Annotated in this window: 19 protein-coding genes; 8 read left to right on the top strand and 11 right to left on the bottom strand. The window is 72.4% G+C overall.

What is annotated here, in order from left to right:
• Window positions 1-109: 109 nt before the first annotated feature.
• Window positions 110-409, top strand: coding sequence for a trypco2 family protein (locus ABZY45_RS19005; RefSeq protein WP_356741349.1), 300 nt, complete (start codon window positions 110-112; stop codon window positions 407-409).
• The gene (locus tag ABZY45_RS19000; RefSeq protein WP_356741348.1) at window positions 406-3,510 is read left to right on the top strand and encodes a tetratricopeptide repeat protein; all 3,105 of its coding nucleotides are present in this window, start codon (window positions 406-408) and stop codon (window positions 3,508-3,510) included. The genes ABZY45_RS19005 and ABZY45_RS19000 overlap by 4 nt, the downstream gene beginning before the upstream one ends.
• A 17-nt stretch (window positions 3,511-3,527) precedes the next feature.
• Here the strand turns inward: ABZY45_RS19000 and ABZY45_RS18995 are convergent, their stop codons facing one another.
• From ABZY45_RS18995 to ABZY45_RS18985, 3 genes are all read right to left on the bottom strand, one after another.
• Window positions 3,528-4,361 (bottom strand): SGNH/GDSL hydrolase family protein, encoded by an 834-nt coding sequence (locus ABZY45_RS18995; RefSeq protein WP_356741347.1) that lies wholly within the window; start codon window positions 4,359-4,361, stop codon window positions 3,528-3,530.
• Window positions 4,348-4,917, bottom strand: coding sequence for a PadR family transcriptional regulator (locus tag ABZY45_RS18990; protein ID WP_356741346.1), 570 nt, complete (start codon window positions 4,915-4,917; stop codon window positions 4,348-4,350). Before ABZY45_RS18990 ends, ABZY45_RS18995 begins: the two co-directional genes overlap by 14 nt.
• 221 nt (window positions 4,918-5,138) lie before the next feature.
• Complete coding sequence (locus tag ABZY45_RS18985) at window positions 5,139-5,930, bottom strand: MBL fold metallo-hydrolase (RefSeq protein ID WP_356741344.1); 792 nt, start codon at window positions 5,928-5,930, stop codon at window positions 5,139-5,141.
• Window positions 5,931-6,022: 92 nt separating this feature from the next.
• Between ABZY45_RS18985 and ABZY45_RS18980 the strand changes: the two genes are divergently transcribed.
• Together ABZY45_RS18980 and ABZY45_RS18975 are read left to right on the top strand one after the other, a co-directional pair.
• Window positions 6,023-6,631, top strand: coding sequence for an ABATE domain-containing protein (locus tag ABZY45_RS18980; protein WP_356741343.1), 609 nt, complete (start codon window positions 6,023-6,025; stop codon window positions 6,629-6,631).
• Window positions 6,632-7,192: 561 nt separating this feature from the next.
• The gene (locus tag ABZY45_RS18975) at window positions 7,193-7,858 is read left to right on the top strand and encodes a lysophospholipid acyltransferase family protein (RefSeq protein WP_356741342.1); all 666 of its coding nucleotides are present in this window, start codon (window positions 7,193-7,195) and stop codon (window positions 7,856-7,858) included.
• Between the two features lie 388 nt (window positions 7,859-8,246).
• On the opposite strand, the gene ABZY45_RS18970 is transcribed toward ABZY45_RS18975, so the two are convergent.
• Complete coding sequence (locus tag ABZY45_RS18970) at window positions 8,247-8,681, bottom strand: DUF2267 domain-containing protein (protein WP_356741340.1); 435 nt, start codon at window positions 8,679-8,681, stop codon at window positions 8,247-8,249.
• A 227-nt stretch (window positions 8,682-8,908) separates the two neighbouring features.
• The gene (locus ABZY45_RS18965; protein ID WP_356741339.1) at window positions 8,909-9,343 is read right to left on the bottom strand and encodes an Hsp20/alpha crystallin family protein; all 435 of its coding nucleotides are present in this window, start codon (window positions 9,341-9,343) and stop codon (window positions 8,909-8,911) included.
• A 125-nt stretch (window positions 9,344-9,468) separates the two neighbouring features.
• Here ABZY45_RS18965 and ABZY45_RS18960 point away from each other — a divergent pair, with 125 nt between their 5' ends.
• Window positions 9,469-10,116 (top strand): type III effector protein, encoded by a 648-nt coding sequence (locus ABZY45_RS18960; protein ID WP_356741338.1) that lies wholly within the window; start codon window positions 9,469-9,471, stop codon window positions 10,114-10,116.
• Between the two features lie 138 nt (window positions 10,117-10,254).
• Here ABZY45_RS18960 and ABZY45_RS18955 read toward each other — a convergent pair whose 3' ends face one another.
• The 3 genes from ABZY45_RS18955 to ABZY45_RS18945 are packed head-to-tail and all read right to left on the bottom strand — an operon-like array spanning window position 10,255 to window position 16,065.
• Window positions 10,255-13,185, bottom strand: a complete 2,931-nt coding sequence (locus ABZY45_RS18955; protein WP_356741337.1) for a hypothetical protein — start codon at window positions 13,183-13,185, stop codon at window positions 10,255-10,257.
• A gap of 2 nt (window positions 13,186-13,187) precedes the next feature.
• Window positions 13,188-15,035 carry an HSP90 family protein gene (locus tag ABZY45_RS18950; protein WP_356741335.1) on the bottom strand — a complete coding sequence of 616 codons (1,848 nt, stop codon included), beginning with the start codon at window positions 15,033-15,035 and terminating at the stop codon, window positions 13,188-13,190.
• Window positions 15,036-15,078: 43 nt separating this feature from the next.
• Entirely contained in the window at window positions 15,079-16,065 is a 987-nt protein-coding gene (locus ABZY45_RS18945; RefSeq protein WP_356741334.1) for a hypothetical protein, read from the bottom strand.
• A 285-nt stretch (window positions 16,066-16,350) separates the two neighbouring features.
• On the opposite strand from ABZY45_RS18945, the gene ABZY45_RS18940 reads away from it, so the two are divergent.
• Both ABZY45_RS18940 and ABZY45_RS18935 read left to right on the top strand, forming a co-directional pair.
• On the top strand, window positions 16,351-16,617 hold the full coding sequence (locus tag ABZY45_RS18940; protein ID WP_356741332.1) for a hypothetical protein: 267 nt from the start codon (window positions 16,351-16,353) through the stop codon (window positions 16,615-16,617).
• Between the two features lie 203 nt (window positions 16,618-16,820).
• Window positions 16,821-17,693 (top strand): oxygenase MpaB family protein, encoded by an 873-nt coding sequence (locus ABZY45_RS18935; protein WP_356741331.1) that lies wholly within the window; start codon window positions 16,821-16,823, stop codon window positions 17,691-17,693.
• Between the two features lie 112 nt (window positions 17,694-17,805).
• Here the strand turns inward: ABZY45_RS18935 and ABZY45_RS18930 are convergent, their stop codons facing one another.
• Entirely contained in the window at window positions 17,806-19,227 is a 1,422-nt protein-coding gene (locus ABZY45_RS18930) for a lipase family protein (protein WP_356741330.1), read from the bottom strand.
• Window positions 19,228-19,248: 21 nt separating this feature from the next.
• Window positions 19,249-19,587, bottom strand: coding sequence for a GMC oxidoreductase (locus ABZY45_RS18925; RefSeq protein WP_356741328.1), 339 nt, complete (start codon window positions 19,585-19,587; stop codon window positions 19,249-19,251).
• 223 nt (window positions 19,588-19,810) lie between these two features.
• On the opposite strand from ABZY45_RS18925, the gene ABZY45_RS18920 reads away from it, so the two are divergent.
• On the top strand, window positions 19,811-20,377 hold the full coding sequence (locus ABZY45_RS18920; protein ID WP_356741628.1) for a TetR family transcriptional regulator: 567 nt from the start codon (window positions 19,811-19,813) through the stop codon (window positions 20,375-20,377).
• On the opposite strand, the gene ABZY45_RS18915 is transcribed toward ABZY45_RS18920, so the two are convergent.
• Window positions 20,371-21,669 carry a hypothetical protein gene (locus ABZY45_RS18915; protein ID WP_356741327.1) on the bottom strand — a complete coding sequence of 433 codons (1,299 nt, stop codon included), beginning with the start codon at window positions 21,667-21,669 and terminating at the stop codon, window positions 20,371-20,373. The genes ABZY45_RS18920 and ABZY45_RS18915 overlap by 7 nt on opposite strands.
• Between the last annotated feature and the right edge of the window lie 119 nt (window positions 21,670-21,788).

The following is a 21,788-nucleotide window of genomic DNA, read 5'->3' as shown; positions in this document are numbered from 1 at the left end:
CCTGAAAGGCCCGGCGACGTACGGGGTCATCGTCGGGCGGGGGTGGCGGGCGTCGGGGGCCGTACGGCAGGATGCGGCGGCAGGTGATCGGCAACGACGGGGGCGCGGGATGACGACGACGGATGGCAACGAGATCACCGAGGCGATCGAACAGCTGCGCACGCAGCTGGCCGAGGCACAGGAGTACGGCAAGGACGCCCGCCTCCAGTTCCACATCGCCGAGGTGGAGATGGAGTTCCTCGTCGAGGTACGGAAGGACGCCGGCGGGTCGGGCGGTGTTCGCCTCGGCGTGGTCAAGCTCGGTGCCGACGCGAAGGTCTCCCAGGGCACGACCCATCGCCTCCGCCTCAAGCTGGACGTGCGCGACACCCTGACCGGGGACTCCGCCACCGTCTCCGGCCGGCGGTGAGCGCACCACGGGCGGGGGGCGCGCACAACGGGACCGCTCCGCTCCACCCGGGGCTCGTCACGGTCACAGCGGGCCCGGCGGATGCCGACGGGCGCAAGGAGTTCTCGTCCGGGCGATTACTCACGCCGCTGCTGGTGCTCACCTCCCGGCACGGCGTGACGTTCGCTGACGGCCGGCCACGGCCGGACATCACCGTCAGGTCGGTCATCGGGAGTCGCGGGGCCGTGCGCCTCGCCGATCCGGTGCCGTGCACGGTGGCGTGGCAAGGGAACGAGGTGCTCGACGCGGCGCTGCTCCGTCTCGCCGTCGAGGCGCCGGACGCGTCCGGTGCCCACGGTGTTCCCGAGCCGCGCTGGGCCGAGGTGGCGGGCACCGAGCCGGTCGCCGTCGCCATCACCGGCATGTCCGCGGCAGCCGCGCGCAGCACGGGCGACGGTACCGAGACCGAGACGGTGCGCGGCGTCCTGGACCCGCTGACGTACACGCGCAGCGACCGTTACGCCGTCGACGTGTCCACCGCCTGGCCTGCCGGCTGGGATCAGTGGTCGGGCATGTCCGGCAGCGCGGTCGTCCACAAGAGCGGCGCCCTGCTCGGCGTAGTCGCCTGGAGCGACCGGCCGTACGAGGGGCGGCGGCTGACGGCCGTCCCCGTGCGGGCTCTGCTCGCGGATGCCGGGTTCCTGGCCGTGCTGCGCGACCTGACCGGCCGTGATCCGCTGTTACGTGCGCTTGACCCCGAACGCCCGGTGGAATCGGTCCGGTTGCCGGCCGGGCCGGGGCCGGCGGCCGGGGTGCGCACCACGCTGAAGGCGCCGCCGCGCAGGATCGTGGACCGGGAGGCCGAGCGCCGCCGGGTGCCCGAGATGGTGGCCGGGACCCTCACCGGCCGGCCCGAGCTGGTGCACGCCATCGTCGGGATGCCGGGCGTCGGCAAATCCGCCCTGGCTCGTCATCTGGCCCACCAGCTGGCTTCCGACTTCCCCGACGCGCAGTTCGAGCTCGACCTGTACGGCCACACCCCCGACCGGGCTCCGCTGGACGCGCAGGCCGCGATGGAGGCTCTCCTCACCTGGGCGGGAATCCGCGGCGACGACGCACCGGATCTCGACGCGAAGGCCGCGCTGTGGCGGAACTGGCTGCACGGCAGACGTGGCCTGCTGTTGCTCGACAACGCGGCGTCGCTGGAGCAGGTGGCGTGCCTGCTCCCGGGCGACGACAGCAATCTCGTCCTGATCACCAGTCGGGTGGCACTGCACGATCCCGATCGCATCACGCTCACCGAGCTCGACATCCTTCCCGCCGACGAGGCGGTACGGCTCCTCGTGGCGAGCGCCGGGCTGCCGGCGGAGGAGGCGGCGGACCCCGCCCTCAAGGAGATCTGCAGGGCCTGTGGGTTCCTCCCGCTGGCCGTGCAGGCGGTCGCCGCCCGGCTGCGTTTCGAGGATCCGGAGGACCTGCTCCTGGCCATGCGGGAGGCGGCATCCCCCCTGTTGGAGATACCCGACGCCGACCGGCGGGTCGGCGCCGCCTTCGAGGTGTCCTGGCAGGCACTGGAGGCGGCCGACCCTGCGCAGGCCCGTCTGCTGCGGGTCCTGGCGATGCATCCTGGGTCCGAACTGGAGGCTGAGGCGTGCGCGGCGATGTCCGGTACGACGGCGCGTGAATGCCGTCGCAGGATGGCCGACCTCGCCGCGAGGCACCTGCTGCAACGCCACGGACGGGGGCGCTTCGGCTTCCACGATCTGTTCCTCGCCTATGCCCGCAACCTGGCGGTGGAACAGGAGCCGCAGGAGCGCTGGGACGAGGCACTCGACCGGCTCTTCACCCATCTCCTCAGCCGGGGCGAGGCGGAACGGGACGCGCTCGCCGCCGGTACGGGCGAGCCTGGTGCCGCTCGGGCCTGGCTGGAGAAGGAGCGCACCAACCTGATCGCGGTGACCGTGGCCGCCGTCGAACGCCGCTCCCCGCATGCCAGGCGTCTAGCCGCGCTGGCGCACGCCGTCCTGGGCAGGCTCGGTGGTACCACCGAACTCGCGAGGATCTGGAGCACCATGAGGGACGCCGCCGAGACCGACCACGACCGTCCCAGCCGCGCCGACGCTCTGCGCGGGCTGGCCGACACCGAGCGTACGAAGGGCGATCTGGACGCTGCCCGGGACAACTACCGGGCCGCCGGTGACCTGTACGAGGAGCTGGGCGACCGGCGAGGACAGGCTGACGCCCTGTGGGGCCTCGCCGAGACGGAACGCGCCCGCAGTCGCTACGAGGACGCGCACGAGCTCTTCACCGGGGTTGAGCGCCTCTACGAGGAACTCGACGACCGGGCCGGTCTCGCCGACACATTCTGGGGGCTGGGCAACGTCAGCGTCTCGAGGGGGCGCTACCAGGAGGGCGCGGAGAAGTTCCGGCGCGCACGTGAGCTGTACGCCGGACTGGGCGACCGCAGGGGTGAGGCACAGGCGACGCGGGGCCTGGCAGACATCGCACGCAACCAGGGCAGGGGGCAGGAGGCGCACGAGGGCTATCTCACCGCTCTGGCGACGTACGAGGAGATCGGTGACGTGCGCGGGCAGGCCCAGTCGTTGCGGGGCCTCGGGCACGTGGCCCGGGTGGGCGGACGGCACGACGAGGCCGCCGCCCTGTTCGTCCGGGCCTGCGAGCTGTCCCGGCGTATCGGCGACCGGCGCGGGGAGGCCGACATGCTGCGCGGCCTCGGTGACGTGCAGCGTCTGCGTGGCGACTACGCGGAGGCCCGCGAGACGCTCACCCGGTCCGCCGGGATCCACCGCAATCTGGGCAATGCGGGCGGCCTGGGCTTCACGCTGCGGGCCCTGGGCGACACCGAGCACGCCGAAGGCCGACCGGACCGGGCGCGAGCCGCCTACGAGGAGGCGCTCGCCGTTTTCGATCGTGTCGGTTCCCGCCGTGGTCGCGCCGACGTCCTGTACTCGTCGGCAGGCGTGCTGCCGTCCGGCGCCGAGGCACGGGCCGCGTACACGGAAGCACTCGGCATCTACGAGGACCTCGGCGCGGACGGCACAGCCGCCAGGTGCCGCGAGCGTCTGGCCGAACTCGACGGGCGCTCGCAGCACGGGGGTTGAGAGGGCCGAGCAGAGCCTTATGCAGTATCTGCGGCCCGTGGGGCTGCCCGGTTCTCCTTCGCAGGGGAGCCGGGCACGACGCCCAGCGGCAGGAGCCGGGGGCGCTTCGCGGTGCGGCCGTCTCCCGACGACCGGCCTCGCAGCCGGCGTCCGAGCCAGGGGCCGAGGAACGTGGCCACCCAGAGCAGCTCGTGTCCTGTCGCTTGCAGACGTCCGGGCGCCGACCGGGGCGGAAGTGGGTAGGTCCACGCGTCGTCGAAGCCAGGCAGCCGGATGGCCTGGGCCAGGGCCGCGGCGATTCGTTCGTGGCCGAGAGGGCTGGCGTGGAGTCGATCCGCGGTCCACAGCCGCGGGTCGGTGGAGACTGCGTGTCGTGCGGTGTCGGCGACCACGACCCCGTGCCGGGAGGCTGCCTCGCGGATGCGGGCATTGAGATCGAACACGCGGGATCTGACGGGCCGGGCGAGGGGCGCGATCTTTCCCACGTCGGGGAAGGTCAGAGTCACGACCTGGGTCCCGGCACCTGTGAGGGCGGCGAACATCTCTTCCAGGTGGCCGGCCACCTCCGATGCGTCGAATCGTGGCCGGAGCAGGTCGTTGACCCCGGCGACGACGGTGGCCAGGTCGGGCCGCAAGGCCAGGGCGGGTCCCAGCTGCTCGGCACGCACCTGCGCGGCGACTCTGCCCCGAACGGCCAGATTGGCGTAGTGGAGTCCGGGGTCGGCCGCCGCGAGGTGTTCGGCGAGCCGGTCGGCGAACCCTCGGAGGCCGGTGGTGTCGTCCCCGTCGCCGAGGCCTTCCGTCTGGCTGTCGCCCAGTGCGACGTAGCGCACGTACTCACCGCTCGGCACGGGTGGACTGCCTCTCCTTGAGAACGGCCGCGATCCTCCGGCACCAGTCCAGGTGTTCCTGTTCGAAGGCCAGGCCGCGCAGGCAGGTCAGGTAGGGCCCGATGCGCTCTCCCCGGCGCAGGAACTCCTCCTCGGCGGTGTCGCCGCGCAGCTGCCGCAACAGCGAGCCGAGAAGCTCGATCTTGGCCTCGGCCGCGGACGCACGCTCCTCGAGTTGCCCGATCACGGCCGCGGTACCGATGCGGTCGGCGACCTGGACCTTGACGAGCAGGTCGTCGCGGATGAACGAGGGCTTGGACACGGCTGCGGCGAACTCCTCCAGCTCGGCGCGGCCGGCGTCGGTGACGCGGAACAGGCGTTTGTTGGGCCGGCTCTCCTGGACCACCTGCCGCCCCGCGACCAGCCCCTCCTTCTCCAGCTTGGTCAGCTCGGCGTACAACTGCTGGGGCAGAGCGTGCCAGAAGTTCGCCACGCCGATGTCGAACGCCTTCGCCAGCTGGTATCCGCTGTACTCACCGTCCAGGAGCGCCGCCAGCACGGCATGCCGCAAGGCCATCGACCCAGCCCCCTCTCAAGTCGTCTCATGTCTCAACCACTCCTGGCAGCATAGTAACCAAATTGAATAGTCGCATTCTTGACTATGAATGAGACGGTCTCCACCGACGTGCCAAGGACCGGAAACCGGGAGATCGGGGCCTTCACCCACTCCCGCACAACTCGCCGGATACGGGCCCTGGTGGCCAGGCCCGAAAGGGAACCCTGAGTGGCGGTCCGGGCTCAGGCGCGCTGCGCCCAGTCAGGGTCGAGGCGGTCGGTCAGGCCCGCGGCGGCGAAGGCTGCCTCCAGCTCGTCACGGCCCTCGGTGAAGTGGGCCCAGCTGTCGTGGTGGACCGGGACGACACGGCGGGCGTCAAGAATCCGGGTGGCCTCGGCGGCCTGGGCGCTGTCCAGGACGATCAGGTTGCCGTCGAAGAGCATGGGAAAGCGGGGGGCGCCGGCGAACAGGAGGGCGGTGTCGATCGGGGCGAAGCGGTCGGCGATCTGCCTGACCGCGTCGAGCGAGGCGTTGTCGCCGCTGACGTAGACCGTCGGCAGTCCCTCCCCTGTCAGGACGAAGCCGACGACCTGGCCGGCGAAGGGCTCGATCTCCTCACGCGCGCCGGGGCCGTGGATGGCAGGGACCCCGGTCACAGTGATGGTGCCGCCGCCCGGACGCTCCAGCTCGACCGACTCCCAGTCGGCCAGGCCCTTGGCCTTCGCCCCTAGGCGCTCGCCGCCGCCGGGGGTGGTGAGGGTGAGGGGGACGTCGGCCAGCAGGGCCCGGCCGGAGGTGTCGAGGTTGTCGGCGTGCTCGTCGTGGGAGAGCAGGACCACGTCGATGGGGCCGAGCTCGGCGGGCGTGGTGGTGGAGGGGGCGGTCTTGGTCAGGGTCGGGCCGCCGGGCGTGGCGTAATCGCCAGGGCCGTCGAAGGTCGGGTCGGTCAGGAAACGCAGGCCGCCGTACTCGAACAGGGCGGTCGGACCGCCGAACGTGCGGACCGGGAACTGGTTGGCGTTGAGCTGGGACATGAGGTCTCCGTTCTCACGAAAAAAACCTGCGGTTAACGTGATGCTAGGCTAGGCAGTCATCACGGAAAAACGCAAGCGCTACCATGAGAGGCATGGACGACACCCTTGCCACCGACGTGGCACCGACCGCTCTGCCCCCGGCGCCGGGTGCCGACCGGTACCGCTCCCTGGACTTCGCCGACACCGCCGCCACCCTGGCCGCCGGCCAGAGCTACGACCTGCTCGCAGCCCCGGGATCCGCCATGCGCTGGCTCGCCGCCCACGACCTGACCACCCCGGACGTGCAGCTGTACGAGGTGTGCGCACAGCGGATGCGCACACTGCGCGACCACATCCGCGCCCTGTTCGCCGCCCGCGTCGACACCACCACGCCGCCCGAGGAATCCCTGCGCGCGGTGAACGAGGCCCTCACGGCCGTGCCCACCGCCCCCCTCCTCGCCTGGGACGGGGCCCGGGGGCTGCGCCGCATCCAGGCGCACCCCACCGACCAAGCGGTCAACCACGCACTGGCGACCCTCGCCGCCGACGCCGCCGACCTGCTCACCGGTCCCGACGCCGACATCCTCGCCGCCTGCGGATCAGCCCCCTGCGACCGGTTCCTCCTGCGCACCCACGGCCGGCGCCACTGGTGCTCCACACGCTGCGGCGACCGCGTCCGCGCCGCCCGCGCCTACGCCCGGCGCAGCGGCGCCTCGGACTGACGCACCACCCCCAGGACCCTCCTGCGGACCGCCCGGCGGTCATACGAGAACAGGGCCGACCCGGGCTGGGAAAGCGTGAGGTCGTTGTTCGAGGCATGGGCGGCCTACGAGGGCCCTGACCCTGATGGGCTCAGGTTCATCGCCCTGGCCGAGCCGCTGCAGGATCTGGGGCTCATGCCGGCTCCAGTTCACGGCCAGCTGCCATTGCGGCTCTTCGAGGACCGCATCGTGCACATCAACGGGTCTGAGGCTCGTCTCCGCTACTGGCGCGTTTGACCGGGCGCTGGAGCCCACGCAGACATATGAGGCCGCAGGCCAGGTCGAGCAGGCCTGGTGGAGATCAGCGCGTCGTTCGTAGCGGGCAAAAGCTGGGTGACGTCGTGCCGGCTGCCGCCGGTGAGCGTGACTGCGAACGGTGTTCCGTGCCGGTCGACGATCAGGTGTGACGTCGAGACGGCGCCTGAGTAGAGCGGGTGCCGGAGATGAGTACGACTGCTCACGCCCCGCCGGGGCCGGCCGCCGACGATGAGGATCAACTTCGTCGAGACCGGGAGACCGTCCATGCTCAGCCGAATCGCCGATGTGCTCGTGCCTGCCGTCGGCCGCCTGTCGGTCACCGCCGATCCGGACGCAGCACTCGCGCCGGGCAGCATCCTCGCCGCCAACCACACGTCATTGGCGGACCCTGCCATCGTGATCGCCGCCCTGCGCCGCCTCGGTGGAGCGGAGCCGGTCATCATGGCGGCGGCGGGGCTGTGGCACGTCCCACTGCTCGGCCGCGCGCTGGTCCGCGAGGGGCACATTCCCGTCTTCCGGGGCGACCGGCGCGCCGCAGCCGCACTGGACGCGGCGGCCGGCGCGCTGGAGCAGGGGCGGCTGGTTCTCATCTACGCCGAGGGCGGGCTGCCGCGCCGCAGGGACGCCGCGGAGGCGGCTCCGGAAGCATTCCGCAGTGGCCTGGCCAGGCTCGCCGCGCGCACCGGCGCCCCTGTGGTGCCCGTGGGCCAGGCGGGCGCCCGCCGAGTCACCTCGGGCGGCACGGTCAAGCAGCTCGCCGGGCTCGCGACGGCGCCCGTACGACGGCCGGGGCTGCATGTACACGTGGGCGCGCCGTTGGTTCTGACGGGCGATCACGCCCTTCGGACGGTGCGGGCCCGGGACGCGGTGACGACCGCCTGGCGGACGGCAGCGGCCCACCTGGGCGAGGCCGCGGCGCTCGCCGCCTGAACCGAGGCGGACTGTTCGCCGAGCCGTAGCCCGCGCGGTGGGGGTGAGCCCGGCACCCTCGCGCCTTCGGAGTCCGGCACCCTCGCGCCTTCGGGGCCGGGCACCGAATGACGACCGGACGGGTGGAACCGGGACGGGCAGCGCCTCCCGGGCGGCCGGCCCCGCCGGGCTCGCCCCGCCCGGCATCGGCGCCCGCCGCTGCACGGCCAGGGCATGGGCCGGTCGAACATTTCGTACGATCCCGGTGCCCGGGGCGGGGAGGGGCCCTGTCGAGGATGACCTCCCCGCCCCGGTCACCGGTCACAACGGCATTCAGGACCGGCGCGCCTGGAGCGGCGTCGGCCGCCCGTCTCGGGGTGAACTGCCGCTGTGCCGTGGCTGACGGATCTCACGCGGCCTGGATGAGCTCCGCGCGGCCGAACAGCAGGGCGTAACCGGAGGGGAGCTGGGCGAGGACATCGTCGAGGAGGCCGGGGCCGGCGAGGTCGGCGACGGTGGCGAGTACGGCTCCGGTGTCCCATCGCACGGTGGCAGCAGTGCCCCCGGTCCGGGCGGCGAGGTCCTTGACGAAGCCCCAGCCGGTGAGGGGCTCGGGGGCAGGGATCTGGGCCGCGAAGGTGCGGGCCGCTTCTGCGGGGAGGCATGCGGCGAGACGGACGCGTTCGTCCCCGGTGAGCTGACGGCCGAGGCCGGCCAGCACGGCGTGCGTGACGGTCTCGGCTCGCTCGCGCGTGGGGTACGCGCCCTCGTACCTGATCTTCTCCAGCATCTGGTCGAACGTCATGCTCGGCGTGACGCGGGCCGTTTCACGAGGGAAGCGCATGGGTGGACTGCCCTTTCTGGGAGCGGCTGCCGCTGGTGGCGGGGAGAGCCGACAGCCGCGCTACTGGTTGTTGGGGGAAGGTCCGGCAGAGGGCCGCCGGGCCCGGCGGGACCGACGAGGCTCCCGCCCTCGGGGCGGGAGTCGCCCTCCCAGCCGGGCCGGCGCGCCGCCGTGGGGCGCCCCGTTCCTTCGGGAACGGGGCGCCCCGGAGTGCGGGTGGGCCCGGGTCAGACGCCGATCTGCTTGTGGGTCGACGCGTCACCGATGGCGATCTTGCGGGGCTTGGCCCGCTCAGCGATCGGGATGCGCAGGGTCAGCACCCCTGCGTCGTAGTCGGCCCTGATGCGCTCCGTGTCCAGGGTGTCGGCCAGGACCAGCTGGCGGGAGAAGACGCCCAGCGGCCTCTCGGAGAGCTCCACCTGCACGTCGTCGCCGACGGTGAGGGGCCGACGCTCCGCCTTGACGGTGAGCATGTTCCGTTCGACGTCGATCTCGATGGCGTCCTTGGCGACACCCGGCAGGTCGAGGGCGATCACATACTCCTCGCCCTCGCGATAGGCGTCCATCGGCATCGCCGAGGGCTTGGACCAGGTGCCGGAAACACCCGTGAGCTGCTGGGCGAGCCGGTCGAGTTCGCGGAACGGGTCAGTGCGCATCAACATCGCGAAAACACCTCCATGCGTCAGGCAGAAACTGCCAATGCGCTTCGTCTGAGTCCGTTGTAGCATGTCATCCAAACGATGACAACTGCGATGTCGTCCGAAGGGTGACGACGCGAAGGGGAGCCATGAAAACATCCCGACCAGGCGAGCCGACGTCGTTCGCCGCCGCCACGACGGCGCTCAGCGCCATCGACGAGGCCGTCCGCATCGCTCAGGCGCCGCCCCCCGGCGAACACCCCGAGGGGGAAGAGGCCAGCTCCGAGCAGGCGCTGGCCGCTCTGCTCCTCCTGCGGGAGCTGCGTGACCGACTGGCCGGGTGGGAGCCGGGGCTGATCGAAGCGGCCCGCGCGGCAGGCACCAGCTGGGCCGACCTCGCCCAGCCCCTCGGCGTCACCAGCCGCCAGGCCGCGGAGCGCCGCTATCTGCGCGTACGCCCCGGGGCTCCCGGGACCACCGGCGAGCAGCGCGTGCAGGCCACCCGCAGCGACCGCGCGGCCGACCGCAGCGTCACCACCTGGGCACGCGACCACTCCGCGGACCTTCGCCAGATCGCCGGCCAGATCACCGCCCTCACCGACATCCCCAGTGCGCAGCTCACCCGGCTCTCGGCCGCCCTCGCCGAGAACGACGCCGCCCGTCTCATCGCCCCGCTGGCCGACGCCCACACGCACCTGACGGCCAATCACCCCGACCTGGCCGCGCGCGTCGACTCCATCAGCCGCCACACCGACCGGCTGCGCAAGGACAGCAACGACCAGCGGGGGGCGCGCTGACGCCGGACACATGATCCGCACGCGGGGTGTACGGATGTCCGCGCGTGCCCGGCGGCTCGTCCAGCCCTGCCAGGTACGGAACAGGGCAGCGGGCGGGCACCCGGCCTTGCGCCGGGCGCCCACCCCGATACCGGCGCCCTACTCCTCGTCGCGCAGCCGGGCGGCCAAGGAAGCCAGCGGCTCGGCCTCCCCCGTGTGGCCGAGAGCGGACAGGCGCGAGATCGCCGCGTCCAGGCGTACCAGCGCGGGGGCAGGTCGCTCCAGGTAGATGCCCTCCACGGCACCCGCGAGCCGGACGCACTCGGCCCACTCCGCCGCACGCTCCTCCTCCGCTCCCGGCTCGCCGAGCAGAGCGAGGGCCTTGTCCAGGGCGATCACGGCGTCCTCGTACTCACCGGCGTATGCGTACACCCGTCCGTGCTCGTAGGCCAGCGCGGTCTCCAGGCTGCGGCCGTGCGTCTCGTACCCGGCCGCCTGGGCCTCCTCGGCGATCCGGCCGGCGTCGGCGAGGCGGGCCAGGGCGTCGGCCAGGCCGTCGGGACCCTGCCGCTGTGCCTGGAGGCGGGCGATCTCGCGCAGGCAGTTGCTGATCTGCTCGTAGCGCGGGGCCCGGGCGTGAGCGGCGAGTGCCTGCGCCGCGGCTTCGCCCGCCCGGTCGAAATCGCCGGATTCACCGAGCAGCACAGCCGCCTCCGCGGCGATCATGGCGTGGCTGCCCGGGTCGTCGTCCCAGGTCGCCGAGAGGGCCGCCAGCTCGACCAGTTCCACCATGGCGGCCTTCACATCCTCGCCGGCGCGCAACGCACGGGCGCGCGTGAGACGCAGCTGCGCCACGAGGCGGTCGTCCAGCTCCCCCGCGACCACGTCCGGTTCGCCGAGCAGGGAGTCGAGCAGGGCGATGCAGTCCTCGACACGACCGAGGTCCAGGCTGAGCTGTGCCGCGTTGCTGTACGCGCAGAACGCGTCCGTCCGGTCGCCGTGGCGGAGGTCCAGTTCCGCCGAGCGCGTCAGGTGCCGCAGCGCCTCCTCGGGGCGGCCGAGATGCATGCAGGCCTCGGCCAGATCGCTGTGGAGGCGGGTGGGGTCCCCCGTTCCGGCCGGCCAGTCGGCGGCCAGCCGCAGACCCTCCGACAGACTGGCGTGCGCGGCCTCCGCGTCCTGCAGACCGAGCTGTAGCCTGCCTCGCAGACCGAGCACACGGGGCAGGTGCCAGGCGGGCCCGTCCTCCCGAAGGCCGGGCAGAAGGGTGTCGATCTCCGTGATCGCGGCGGGCAGATCCCCTGAGATGGCATGGGTGGTGGCCCTCAGCATCCGGGCACCGGAGACCTGGCCCCGGATCTCGTGCCGGGCTGCGAACGTGTGCAGCAACTCCAGCTCGGCGAAGACCGGGGCGACATGTTCCTGGCTCCCCGATACCTGCAGCCGCAGACCGAGCGCCGTCGCACGCAGCCGCAGCAGACGGGCCTCCTGGTAGGGGGCGAGGGCGGCAGCGTCCTCGTGCAGGCCGACGATGGAGGCGTGCGCGGCCGTCAGCGCGGCGGCCCGCGCCTCGGGCCCTTCGCCCACTTCTCCCGGGACCTCGGCCGCTGCGAGCACGGCACAGGCGCGGGCCACGGCTGCGTGACCCGGCAGGCCGCCGTCCTCGTACAGGCCTGCGGCCTCCTCGTGGAGCGCGGCGCAGTCCTCGAACGCGTCTCTCTCACCGGCCCTGCTCGCCTCGTCGTCCAGCAGGTCCGCCCGGAGCTGTACCAGCGGACCCACGGCCGGATCGTCGGGGTGCGCGTAGTCCCGGGCGGCGACGCGTATGCGGAGCTCTGCCCAGCATGCCTGTGCGTCCGGGTGCCCCTGCTCGTCCAGCGCCCGTGCCTGGAGGATGAGTTCGGGGAGCGCTTTCTCAGGCTCGGCGGCCGTGCGGGCGGACGGGGCCACCGGTGCGGCCGGAGCCCGATCGTCGAGGCTGCGGGTGCGCAGGGTGAGTTCCAGTGCGTCAAGGAGCGGGGCACGCTCCAGGCGCGCCGCGCGGCGGTCGGTGTGGGCCGTGGTCTCGTTGCGCGCGTCGAAGCGGGCGGCGAGGTCGTCGGCGCGGTCCCGTACCTCGGCGCGCAGGCCGGACACCGTCCAGGCGCGGCCCGCGAATCCGGCGGCGGGCAGGTCTCCGTGGCCGAGGACCTCGACGCGCTGGAGGAGGACTTCCACACCCGTCAGGAAGTCGAACTGCGAGAGCGGCGAGTCCACCTCGTCGAACAGGCTCCGGTTCTCGGCGAGCAGCTCCAGGCCACGCGCCTCGTTGCCGGTCAGCGCGCAGAACTCCAGGTGACGGCCGACCTCCCCGGACATCGAGGTGTTGCGGCGGCAGCTGCGGTAACCGGCCAGGTGCAGTCGGCAGGCCTCGTCGGTCCGGCCGGTGCGCAGCAGGGGCAGCAGGGCGTACGAGACGGAGCGGGCGGGCTCCTCCTTGCAGGATTCCGTTCCCGCCAGTACGGGCTCCCAGGCGCGCAGTGCCCGTTCGTCGTCGCCCGCCACCAGGTGGTACAGGGCGCGCTCGCAGATCTCGCAGGCCTCGCAGTCGCTGAGCGGGGTGCGGGTGCGGCCGGCCCACAGCTCGTAGGCCGGGGTGGTGTCCTTCCCCAGGTGGGCGGCGAGCTGGTAGGCCTGCCCGTAGTAGGGCTGGAGGCCGAAGCCCTCCTTCTCGTACCGCTCGCCCATCTCCGTCAGCCACTGGCGCAGGCTGGCCAGCGGCATCTCGGGCAGCTGGCGCAGGGCGTTGGCCACCCACTTGAACCGCCAGAACAGGGTGTGGCGCAGGCGGGCGTCGAAGATGTCGGGCTGCTCGTCGAAGAGGGCGAGGAGCCGGGCGAAGACGACGGGTGACTTCCGGGGTTCGGAGCCGTAGGTGTACGCCTCCTGGAGTTCGAGGAGCGCGTGGATGAGCGGGACGGGCTCCTCGAACCGCTCCGCGGCGTCCACGAGCTCCTCGGCCGTGACGGTGCGGATGCGGCCGTACGGGAGCCGGTCGTTCTCCTGGAGCGCCTGGTACAGCTCGTCGGTGGTCTGGGGTGCGGTCGGCATCGTCAGCTGTCCTTGCGCAGAGCGTGGGCGAGAAGGTCGAGGAAGGAGCGGTTGATCAGGCTCGATTCGGCCGGTCTGAGCGGACGCCGGGACAGCAGCGCGGCCTGCCCGTAGAGGGCTTCGGCGCTGGTACGGGCCAGTTCGGGCTCGGCGATGGCGACGGCGGTGCGCACCAGGGGATTGAGCTGGTTGAGGATGAGCTGCGCCCGTGGGGCCTCCTGCCGCAGGGCCCCCAGGATGTCGCCCCACAGACCGCCCTCCTGCTCACGGGCGAGCTGGGAGCGGGTGCGTTCGTGCCTGGCCTCGCGGCTGTCGATGAGGAGCGCGGGGGCTGATGCGGGCTGGAAGGTACGCAGCGCGACGTCGCAGTCGAAGACAGCGAGGGCGTCACGGGCCAGCGCGAGGTACGGTGCGGCGGCCAGTTCGGTCTCGCGGTCGACCGGGTCGAGATGGGCGGTGAGGGTCGCCGGGTCGAGGTCGGCGACGGTGACCTCGGGCCTGATCTCGGGCAGCCGGTGCACCAGTTCACGGTCGTAGGTGTAGCCACCGTTGACGACACCGAGCCCCGCGGCCGAGGCGATCGCCGCGACCTGCCGGAACTCCTCCACACTCGAGGTCACCAGCACGGTGCGATGGGCGCGCGCGAACTGGTCGAGGGTGCTGTGCCCGTCGGTGGTCTCGAAGGGGAGCCACGGCAGCAGCATCCTCAGGATCTCGTCGTCGTGCACGGCCAGCGACTTCACCGCGAGGTGGTGGGCCTGCAGGAAGCGGGCGAGCAGGTCCGGGTCACTGGCCGCCGCCCGGGCGATCCACGCGCGGAGCCGGTCGGCGAGGGCGTCGCGGACGGCGGCGAGGATGTCGTCCTCGTACAGGGACTCGCGGGACGCCGTCGGGCGGAGGCTCTCGGCGTCCACCACGCAGCGGACGAAGAACGCCCACTCGGGCAGGATCTCCTCGGCCTGCTCGGACAGCAGCATGCCTTTGACATGCACGCGGTGGCCGTGGCGGCGCCCGACCGGTACCGCCTCGGGCAGCACGCAGGCAATGCCTTTCAGGCCCACGGCGGGGAGGTCCAGATCGATGGTGTCCAGCGGGGTGAACCCGAAGACCTCCTCGCCGTACGCCGCCAGCGCACGCGAGCGCGAACCCGGCGTGGGGTAGGCGCGCGCCCAGGGCGCGGGCTCGGGATTGACCGGTATGCCCGGAGCGCCTCTGCCGTCGTCGAAGGTCACGGGATGGCGCAGCAGGGAGCCGAAGTGCCGGGCCAGCGCGTGGACCTGCTCGGGCCGGGTCCACTCCCCCGCGTCGGTGCGCGGCGTCAGCGTGACGGTGGTACCGGGCCGGGGCCGGGCGGAGGGCGGCAGCGTGCGGATGGTGTAGCTGCCGTCGCCACGTCCCCGCCACTCGACGGCATCCGCGTCAGGGGTGCGGGCGGAGCGGCTCAGGACGTGGATCTCGTCCGCGACGAGGAAGCAGGACAGCAGACCGATCCCGAACTGCCCGATGAAGTCCCCCCGTTGCTCAGCGATCCGTTCGGCGCGCTTGCTGCTGCGGCCGATCGTGGCGAGGAAGGTGTGTACGTCGGCTTCGGTGAGGCCGACACCGTCGTCCTCCAGACGCACCAGCGAACCGTCCGCGTACAGACGGATGCCGAAGGCGTCGGCGGGAGCGGCCGGTTCGAGTCCGTGCCGGGCGGTGAGCGCGTCCACGGCGTTCTGAAGCAGTTCGCGCAGGTAGACGCGGGGACTGGAGTAGAGGTGGTGGGAGAGGAGATCGACGAGGCCGCGCAGGTCCACCTGGAAGGTGTGGTCGGCGCCGGCCGGGTGGGAGGCGGTGTCAGGCAGAGTCATCGGGCAGTCCCTGTTGGGAGGGGCGACGGACGGGCGCGTGTGCTCAGGCGCGGCGGTGGCGGCGGGCGAACTGCTCCTCGGGCTCCGCGAAGTAGGTCCAGGGCCAGGTGGTGTAGGCACCGTCGAGTGCCTTGAAGACGCGCCGGGCCGTGGGACGTTCACCGGCCAGTGACAGGGCCATGGCGAACATGTTGAAGTCGTTCTGCCAGCCCGGGCGCCGCACGTGATCGGGGTGGAGAATGCTGTGGTCGGCCGCTTCCCGCAGCTCGGCCCGGATCTCGGGTGTCTCGAGGCAGCCCTCACGCTCGGACTCCACCCACTCCTCGATGTGCGCCATGGCGATCACGCAGCCGAGCCGGTGTCCCCGGGGCGTGCGGGCGAGCGCGTCACGGGCGAACGCCAGGGCCTGGCCCTCCTCGCCGCCCCAGCGGGGCTGCAACTGCGAGATCCACTCGACGTGTGTGTCCAGGTCCAGCGGTTCGCGGCGCAGAGCGGCGTCGAGCCGGGTCTCGTTGATCGCGGGCCCCAGCGACATGCCACGGCCGGAGGTGAGGAGACGGCGCCACGGCGTGACCCATTCCGGCCGCAGCTCGGCGGCCTGGAACAGCTGCTCCTCGGCGATGTGGAGCCGCTCGTGGAAGATCTTCCACTGCTCCTGGGTCACCTGCACGGCACGCGCGTCGCTGCGGGCCTCCCAGCCCCAGACGATGTGACGCGCCCCGGATATGAGCAGGGCGGTCGCCCGGTGCTCCTTGTCGTCCTCGAGGGCGCGGCCGATCCAGTCCTGCAGACCGTCGCAGTCGGCGAGCTCGCCCAGCACGTCGTGATCGCGGCCGAGGTCGAAGGGGGTCAGCGCCTGCTTGACCGCCTCCCAGTCACCGGCTCCGGCCGCCTCGGTGACCGCGAGCACCCGCGCGTCCCCGAGGGCGCGCAGTGTGTACATCCCGTTCTTCTGCCTGCGGGGGACGGGAAGGGCGTGCGGATCCGCCGCCGGTCTGTCCCCACCCCTGTCGAACAGCTTGCCGAACATGCCGCGCCCTCCCCTGGACCCGCGTGATCTTCCGGTGCAGCATAAGTGGCCCCACCGACATCACGTCCACAGGGTATTCACGAGGGCTTCACGCGCCCGCGCCTCACCGTCCGCGCCGTCGGTCGCCCCCTGTCCCCACGACTACCGGCCGCGGGGGCCTGGCCGGTCTCGGGGATCCCTGCCGGGAAACGCGGGTGCTCACATGCGTCGTCCAGGACGCATCGGGTACGCGACGTGCGACAACGGCTCGCCCACAACGGGACACCTACAGACGGGAGCATCGACATGACCGACCGAAGGCCTCCGGGCACCGCCTACACCGGCGCGACCGGCAGCCCGCCGCCCATTCCCGCAGACATGCCCGACCAGCAGGCCCAGGAGGGAGAGGACGCCCTTGATGTGATCCTCCCGCCGGGTTCCGAACGCCCCGAGGCACGGCCCGCCTCCGAGACCGAAGAGGCGGACCCCGACGAGGCCGGTTCGGGCCGCAGCGCCGCCCGCAATGCCGGCGTCCACCCGGAGCACCCCACCCCGGACGAGTCCACGGGGTGATCCGTGGTCCCCGCCCGCGAACGCTCCCGCAAGGGCCGGCAGTCGCGGGCGGCCGGGCCGGTCATCGCCGCGCCACGCTCTTCACGGCCTTCCCGGCTGACCGGCACGCTTCCGTGGGCGAGAAGCGCTCCCGGCCGTGAGCCAGGTCCCCTGGCCGCGGAAAGGGCATCGCCCGCCGGGCGACCCGAGCGCATACTGGGTTCATGGCCTCCTCCACGCATGCCGTACCGGGTCTGCGGGAGCGGCTCGGCAGCGCCGTCTTCTCCCGGGTCGCCGGCCCCGCAGGACCGGAGAACCGTGTGCGTATCCACGAGACGCCCGGCCCGCGCTGGTTCGGTCCCGAACGGCCCATCCGAACCGTCCACGGCGACGCGTCCATGTTCATCGGCGGGCTACGCGCTCTCCTGCTGCAGTCCCTGCACCCGCTGGCCATGGCAGCGGTCGAGGCACATTCCGGTTATCGCGGCGACCCCTGGGGGCGGCTCCAGCGCACCAGCACCTTCCTCGCCGTGACCACGTACGGGACGGCGGACGACGCGCAGCAGGCGGTGGACCGGGTGCGGGCCGTACACGGTCAGGTGCGTGGAACGACCTCGTCGGGCGAGGTCTACCACGCCGCAGATCCGCACCTCCTCGGCTGGGTACATGTCGCCGAGGTGGAGAGTTTCCTGCTCGCGCACCGGCGTTACGGGTCCCGGCCGCTCGACGCCGCCGGATACGACGGGTACATCGCCGACGCGGCACGGGTCGCGGAAGCGCTCGGGGTCATCGATCCCCCGCGCGACCGCAAGGAACTCGCCGCCCGCCTCGGGGCCTACCGCGGTGAACTCCGCCCGACGCCGGAGGCACGCGAGGCTGCACGCTTCATCCTGTTGCACCCGCCCCTCCCCTGGGCCGCACGCGCGCCCTACGCGGTCCTCGCCGCGAACTCGGTCGCCGCGCTCCCCCGCTGGGCCCGTACGGCGCTGGACCTGCCCGCGCTGTCCGGCGTCGCCGAGGCCTGTGTGCGACCGACCGGGCGCGCGCTGACCTCCGCGATCCGCTGGGCCATGGCTCCGTCGCGCCCTTCGGTGTGATCATCGGTGGGTGCCGGCTGCCCGGACTCACGGAGGCAGTACCGTCCGGCTCGCCGCCTCGCCCGCGGGACGTAGCTCCGGTGGGCGAGGCGTCTCCGCAAGGGGCGCCGGGTCAGGGCTGGATCGGCATCGACCAGCAGTTCGAGGTGGCCGCCTTGCCGGAGAGACGGTCGGTGAGCCAGGAGACGGCGTCCCCCTGGTCGGTGATGAGCGGCACCAGGTGGTTGGTGAGGATCTTGTCCCCGAGGTTCGGCAGGTTGATGGCGTCGTAGGTGACCTGCGCTCCCTTACGGCACCAGTCGACGGCCAACTGCCGGGCCTGCGCGTGGGGGACGATGTCGTCCTGGACCCCGGTGGCCAGGCGCACCGGGCCGGCGGGCTTGAGCGCGCCGATGCGCTGCTTGTCCAGGGCGGCCTGGGCGCGGCTGTCGGCCGCGATGATCTCGCCCATGGTCTTTCCGCTGGTGGTCCATTTGCTGCTCTTGGTGAATCCGTAGCCGAAGAGCGCGTCGCCGACGCACATCGTCGACGCGTCTGCCAGAGCGGCCTTGCCGGTGGCGTTGATGTTCGCGTCGACAACTGCGCGCAGGTCGGGGTCCGCCTGCGCGAATCCGCTGATCGACCAGGCCAGAGCACCGGCGAGGGCACTGCCGTCGATACCCTTCATGACGGAGGTGAGATCCGCCGGGGGTGCCCCCGCGTAGGTCCCGGCGAGCGGGACGTCAGGCGCGTACGAGGGCTGGAGTTCGGCGGCGGCGGCGCTGGCTCCGCCGCCCTGGCTGTAGCCGTACAGGCCGGTCCTGGACGCCGCGGTGACCGAGGCACCGGGGACCGAGCGGGCGGCGCGGGCCGCGTCCAGGAGCGCGTGCGCCTGGTCGACGCGGTTGACGTAGGTGTGCAGCCTGTCGGTGGTCCCGAGGCCGACGTAGTCGGTGACGACGACCGCCGCGCCGGTGGCCAGGAGCCGGTAGATCGCCAGGGCTTCGTAGCCCACTGACACCGTGTCTCCGTTGAGGGTCAGGGGGTTCTGCAGGGCGAAGGAGGGCGCGCACTGGTCGCCCTGGCCCATGGTGCCCGAGGCCAGCGCGACCAGCGGGCGCGGTCCGGGGCCCTTCCAGGCGGCCGACGGCTCGATGTAGGCGCCGGTCACGGCCACCGGCTGTCCGGTCGAGTCGGTCGACCTGTACATCAGCCGGGTCGCGGTGCCCGGCATCGGGCGGCCGTCCAGCCCGGGGATGCTCAGCCCGAGCGGCAGGGCCTCGGTGCGGACCAACGCTCCGTTCGCTCCCGGCAGTTCGGTCGGCGGTGTGTAGAACGCGGGAATGGTGACCCCACGGGAGACGACCGGTTCCGTCGTCGCCGCGGAGGCCGGAAGCGCCGGCAGGCAGGCGCACACGGCGCCGGCGAGGACGCCGGCAAGCACACGCCGCCCGGGGCGGGCGTCGCGACGGCCCGTCACCTCGGCCGGGCGCGTCGTGCTCCGGCTCACGGAGGCGGGGAGGCCGGAACTGGAAGTGGTTCTCTTGCGGCTCATGATGTGCTCCTCGTCCGTCATTCAGATGATCGTGTCGATGTCATGGGCTGTGATCACGTCCAACGCCTCTTCGGCGAAGGCGCCGATGGTGCTCGAGGGGTTGCAGGCGCCGGACGTGCCGGGGATCAGAGCGCGATGGAGGACGTACAGGCCGCGCTGCCCGCGGGCGCGGCCCTCCAGGTCACAGGCCGTGTCCGTCGGCGCTCCACCCAGGGGTGCCAGGTGGCGTCGACCAGCATGAGCGGCTCCTTGAGCGGGTGGGGGGCCGTCCCGTCGTGGTGGCTGTCCGTGCCGCGCAGGCGGATCCGGCCTGGCCGGCCGATGCCCCCGGAACCGCTTTCTCCTGCCGTCGCACGCCAAATGCCGTGCGAGGCAGCAGAGTTACTCGCTGGTCACTTACGGCAGCGTAGGTCCCCGTGTCAGTCAGTGACAAGGTGTCTGCGTGCGTCATTTCTGAAGGGCTCGCTATGCTGCGTGGACAGCGGACGAGAGCGGGGCGAGGGTGGGCGAGACGCTAGCCGCGGAACGCGGGCCGACGGCGGAAGCCGACAGCAAGCCGTCGCTCACGCAGCGGCGCAAGGCGATGCTGCGCCTCGAGATCGCGGGCGAGGCCGTCCGGCTCTTCGCCGCACAGGGCGTCACCGGTACGACGGGTGAGCAGATCGCCCAGGCCGTCGGCATCTCGGCCCGCACCCTCTGGCGCCACTTCCCCTCGAAGGAGAGCTGCGTACTGCCGTTGCTCGCGGCCGGGCTCGAGTTCGCCGTGGAGCGGCTGGGCAACTGGCCGGCGGAGACAAGCCTGCTGGATTACGTCACCGAGTCCTGCCGGGGCGGTGAACTCCCCGCCGCGGCACCCGCCATCCTCGATCTGATCCGGATGACCTCCACCGACCCGGCACTGCGCGCCGTCTGGCTCCAGGCCCATGACGACGCCCTGCCCGTCCTCGCGGAACTCCTCGCTCAGCGATCCGGCGGCAGCGCCGACGAGCTGAGAATCAAGGTGCACGCGGCAACCGTGAACGGGGCGCTGCGGGCGGCGGCCGAGGAATTCGCCCTCCGGTACGCGGACGACCCCGAGGCGTCGGACGACGAGATCGCCACGTGCCTGCTGGCCGCCCTGCACGCGGCGTCGGAGGGTCTCCCCTACTGAACTCCCCCGGTCTCACGCCGGCGCCACTCGTGGAGCCGCACCGCGTCGAGGTAGCGCTCCTCGTCCGCGTGACCCGCCCGGTGCGGGCCGAGTCGGCGTGCGGCCTCGACACACCGTCCGTCGTCGTGACGGGCGAGCCCGTAGACCGCGGTCAACCGGACCCGGCGGTCCGCGTCGTCGAGCAGAGCGGCCATGGCGTCGGCGAAGGCGGGTTCCCGGTCTCGGCCGTCGGCCACCGTGAGGCAGGCGTACCACCGCACCGAGGGAGCCGGGTCGAGCATCAGCTCCAGCAGCACCTGGCGGACAGCATCGGAGAAGACGGGGGGTGAGGGCCACGCGCTGAACCCGTCCGCCACCGCACGCCGTACACGCTCGTCGTGGTGGCCGGCATGGGGAAGGAGCGCCGCGGTCGCGCGGGGGCCTGCGTGTTCTCCGACGCCGACGAGAATTTCGCCGAGCACGGCCGGGTCCCTCTCTTCGGCCGACCAGTCGACGAAGGTGTCCAGGACCGGGCCGGCGAACGCATCCGCGTCGCCGGCGTCGAACAGATGGGTCAACCGCATCACTTCGGCACCGAACAACCGGCGGACCGGGTCCGGATGTGTACGCAGCGACGCGGCAGCGGTCCAGGTCTCCTGGTCTCCCCGCCTGCCGAGCAGGATGGTGGCGCTCGCCCATACGCTGTGGTCCTGATCAGGGTGGCTCAACGCACGGCCCATCAGTTCCCCGAAGGGGGCACGGACGCCGAGCAGCTCCTCCAGGCGTGTGAGGATCGCCGCATGCCCGTCCCGCACGGTCACCCCATCGAGAGAGTATTCGTCGACGCAGTTGAACTCGTCGTCCTGGACCCGGACGCGGGCCACAGCCCCCTGGGATCCGGTACGGCGGCGTAGTTCCCTCTCGACGCCCGTCTCGTGCCAATGGCGGGCGAGGTCCCGTGCCTCCGCCATCTCGGATACGCGATACCGTTCCCGGCCCCCGTCGTCCAGGAGCGCCTCCAGCAGTGCGGGCGATCCCGAATCGGCCGCCTCGCGCAGTGCGAGTGGGGGCCCCTCGCACTCGCCGGGATCAGCGCCGTGCGTGAGCAGCAGCTGGGCGATGGTCCCGGAGCGCATCCCGACCGCCAGGCAGAACGCGGGCGTCCCGTGGGCGTCGCGCACGGCGGGGTCCGCGCCTTCCCGGAGCAGCCTCTTCACCAGGCCGGGGTCGCCGGTACGGATCGCATCGATCAGGGCAGGGCCACCATCCGGCGCGCTGCTCGCCCCCGCAACGGAATGCGTACCTGTGTCCATGGCCCCCGTACCTTCGTCGCGCTCTCGATGCCGCTGCAGCGTAGTGCGCCGGACCGGTGGGAGGGGCGGCGTGTGCAGGCGAGGGCCTACCGGTGCGGGCGCGGACAGACGTGCGCGGC

It is taken from the genome of Streptomyces sp. NPDC006516 (genome assembly GCF_040611875.1).
Taxonomy (GTDB): Bacteria; Actinomycetota; Actinomycetes; order Streptomycetales; family Streptomycetaceae; genus Streptomyces.
This window is presented reverse-complemented; position numbering and strand designations above follow the sequence as displayed.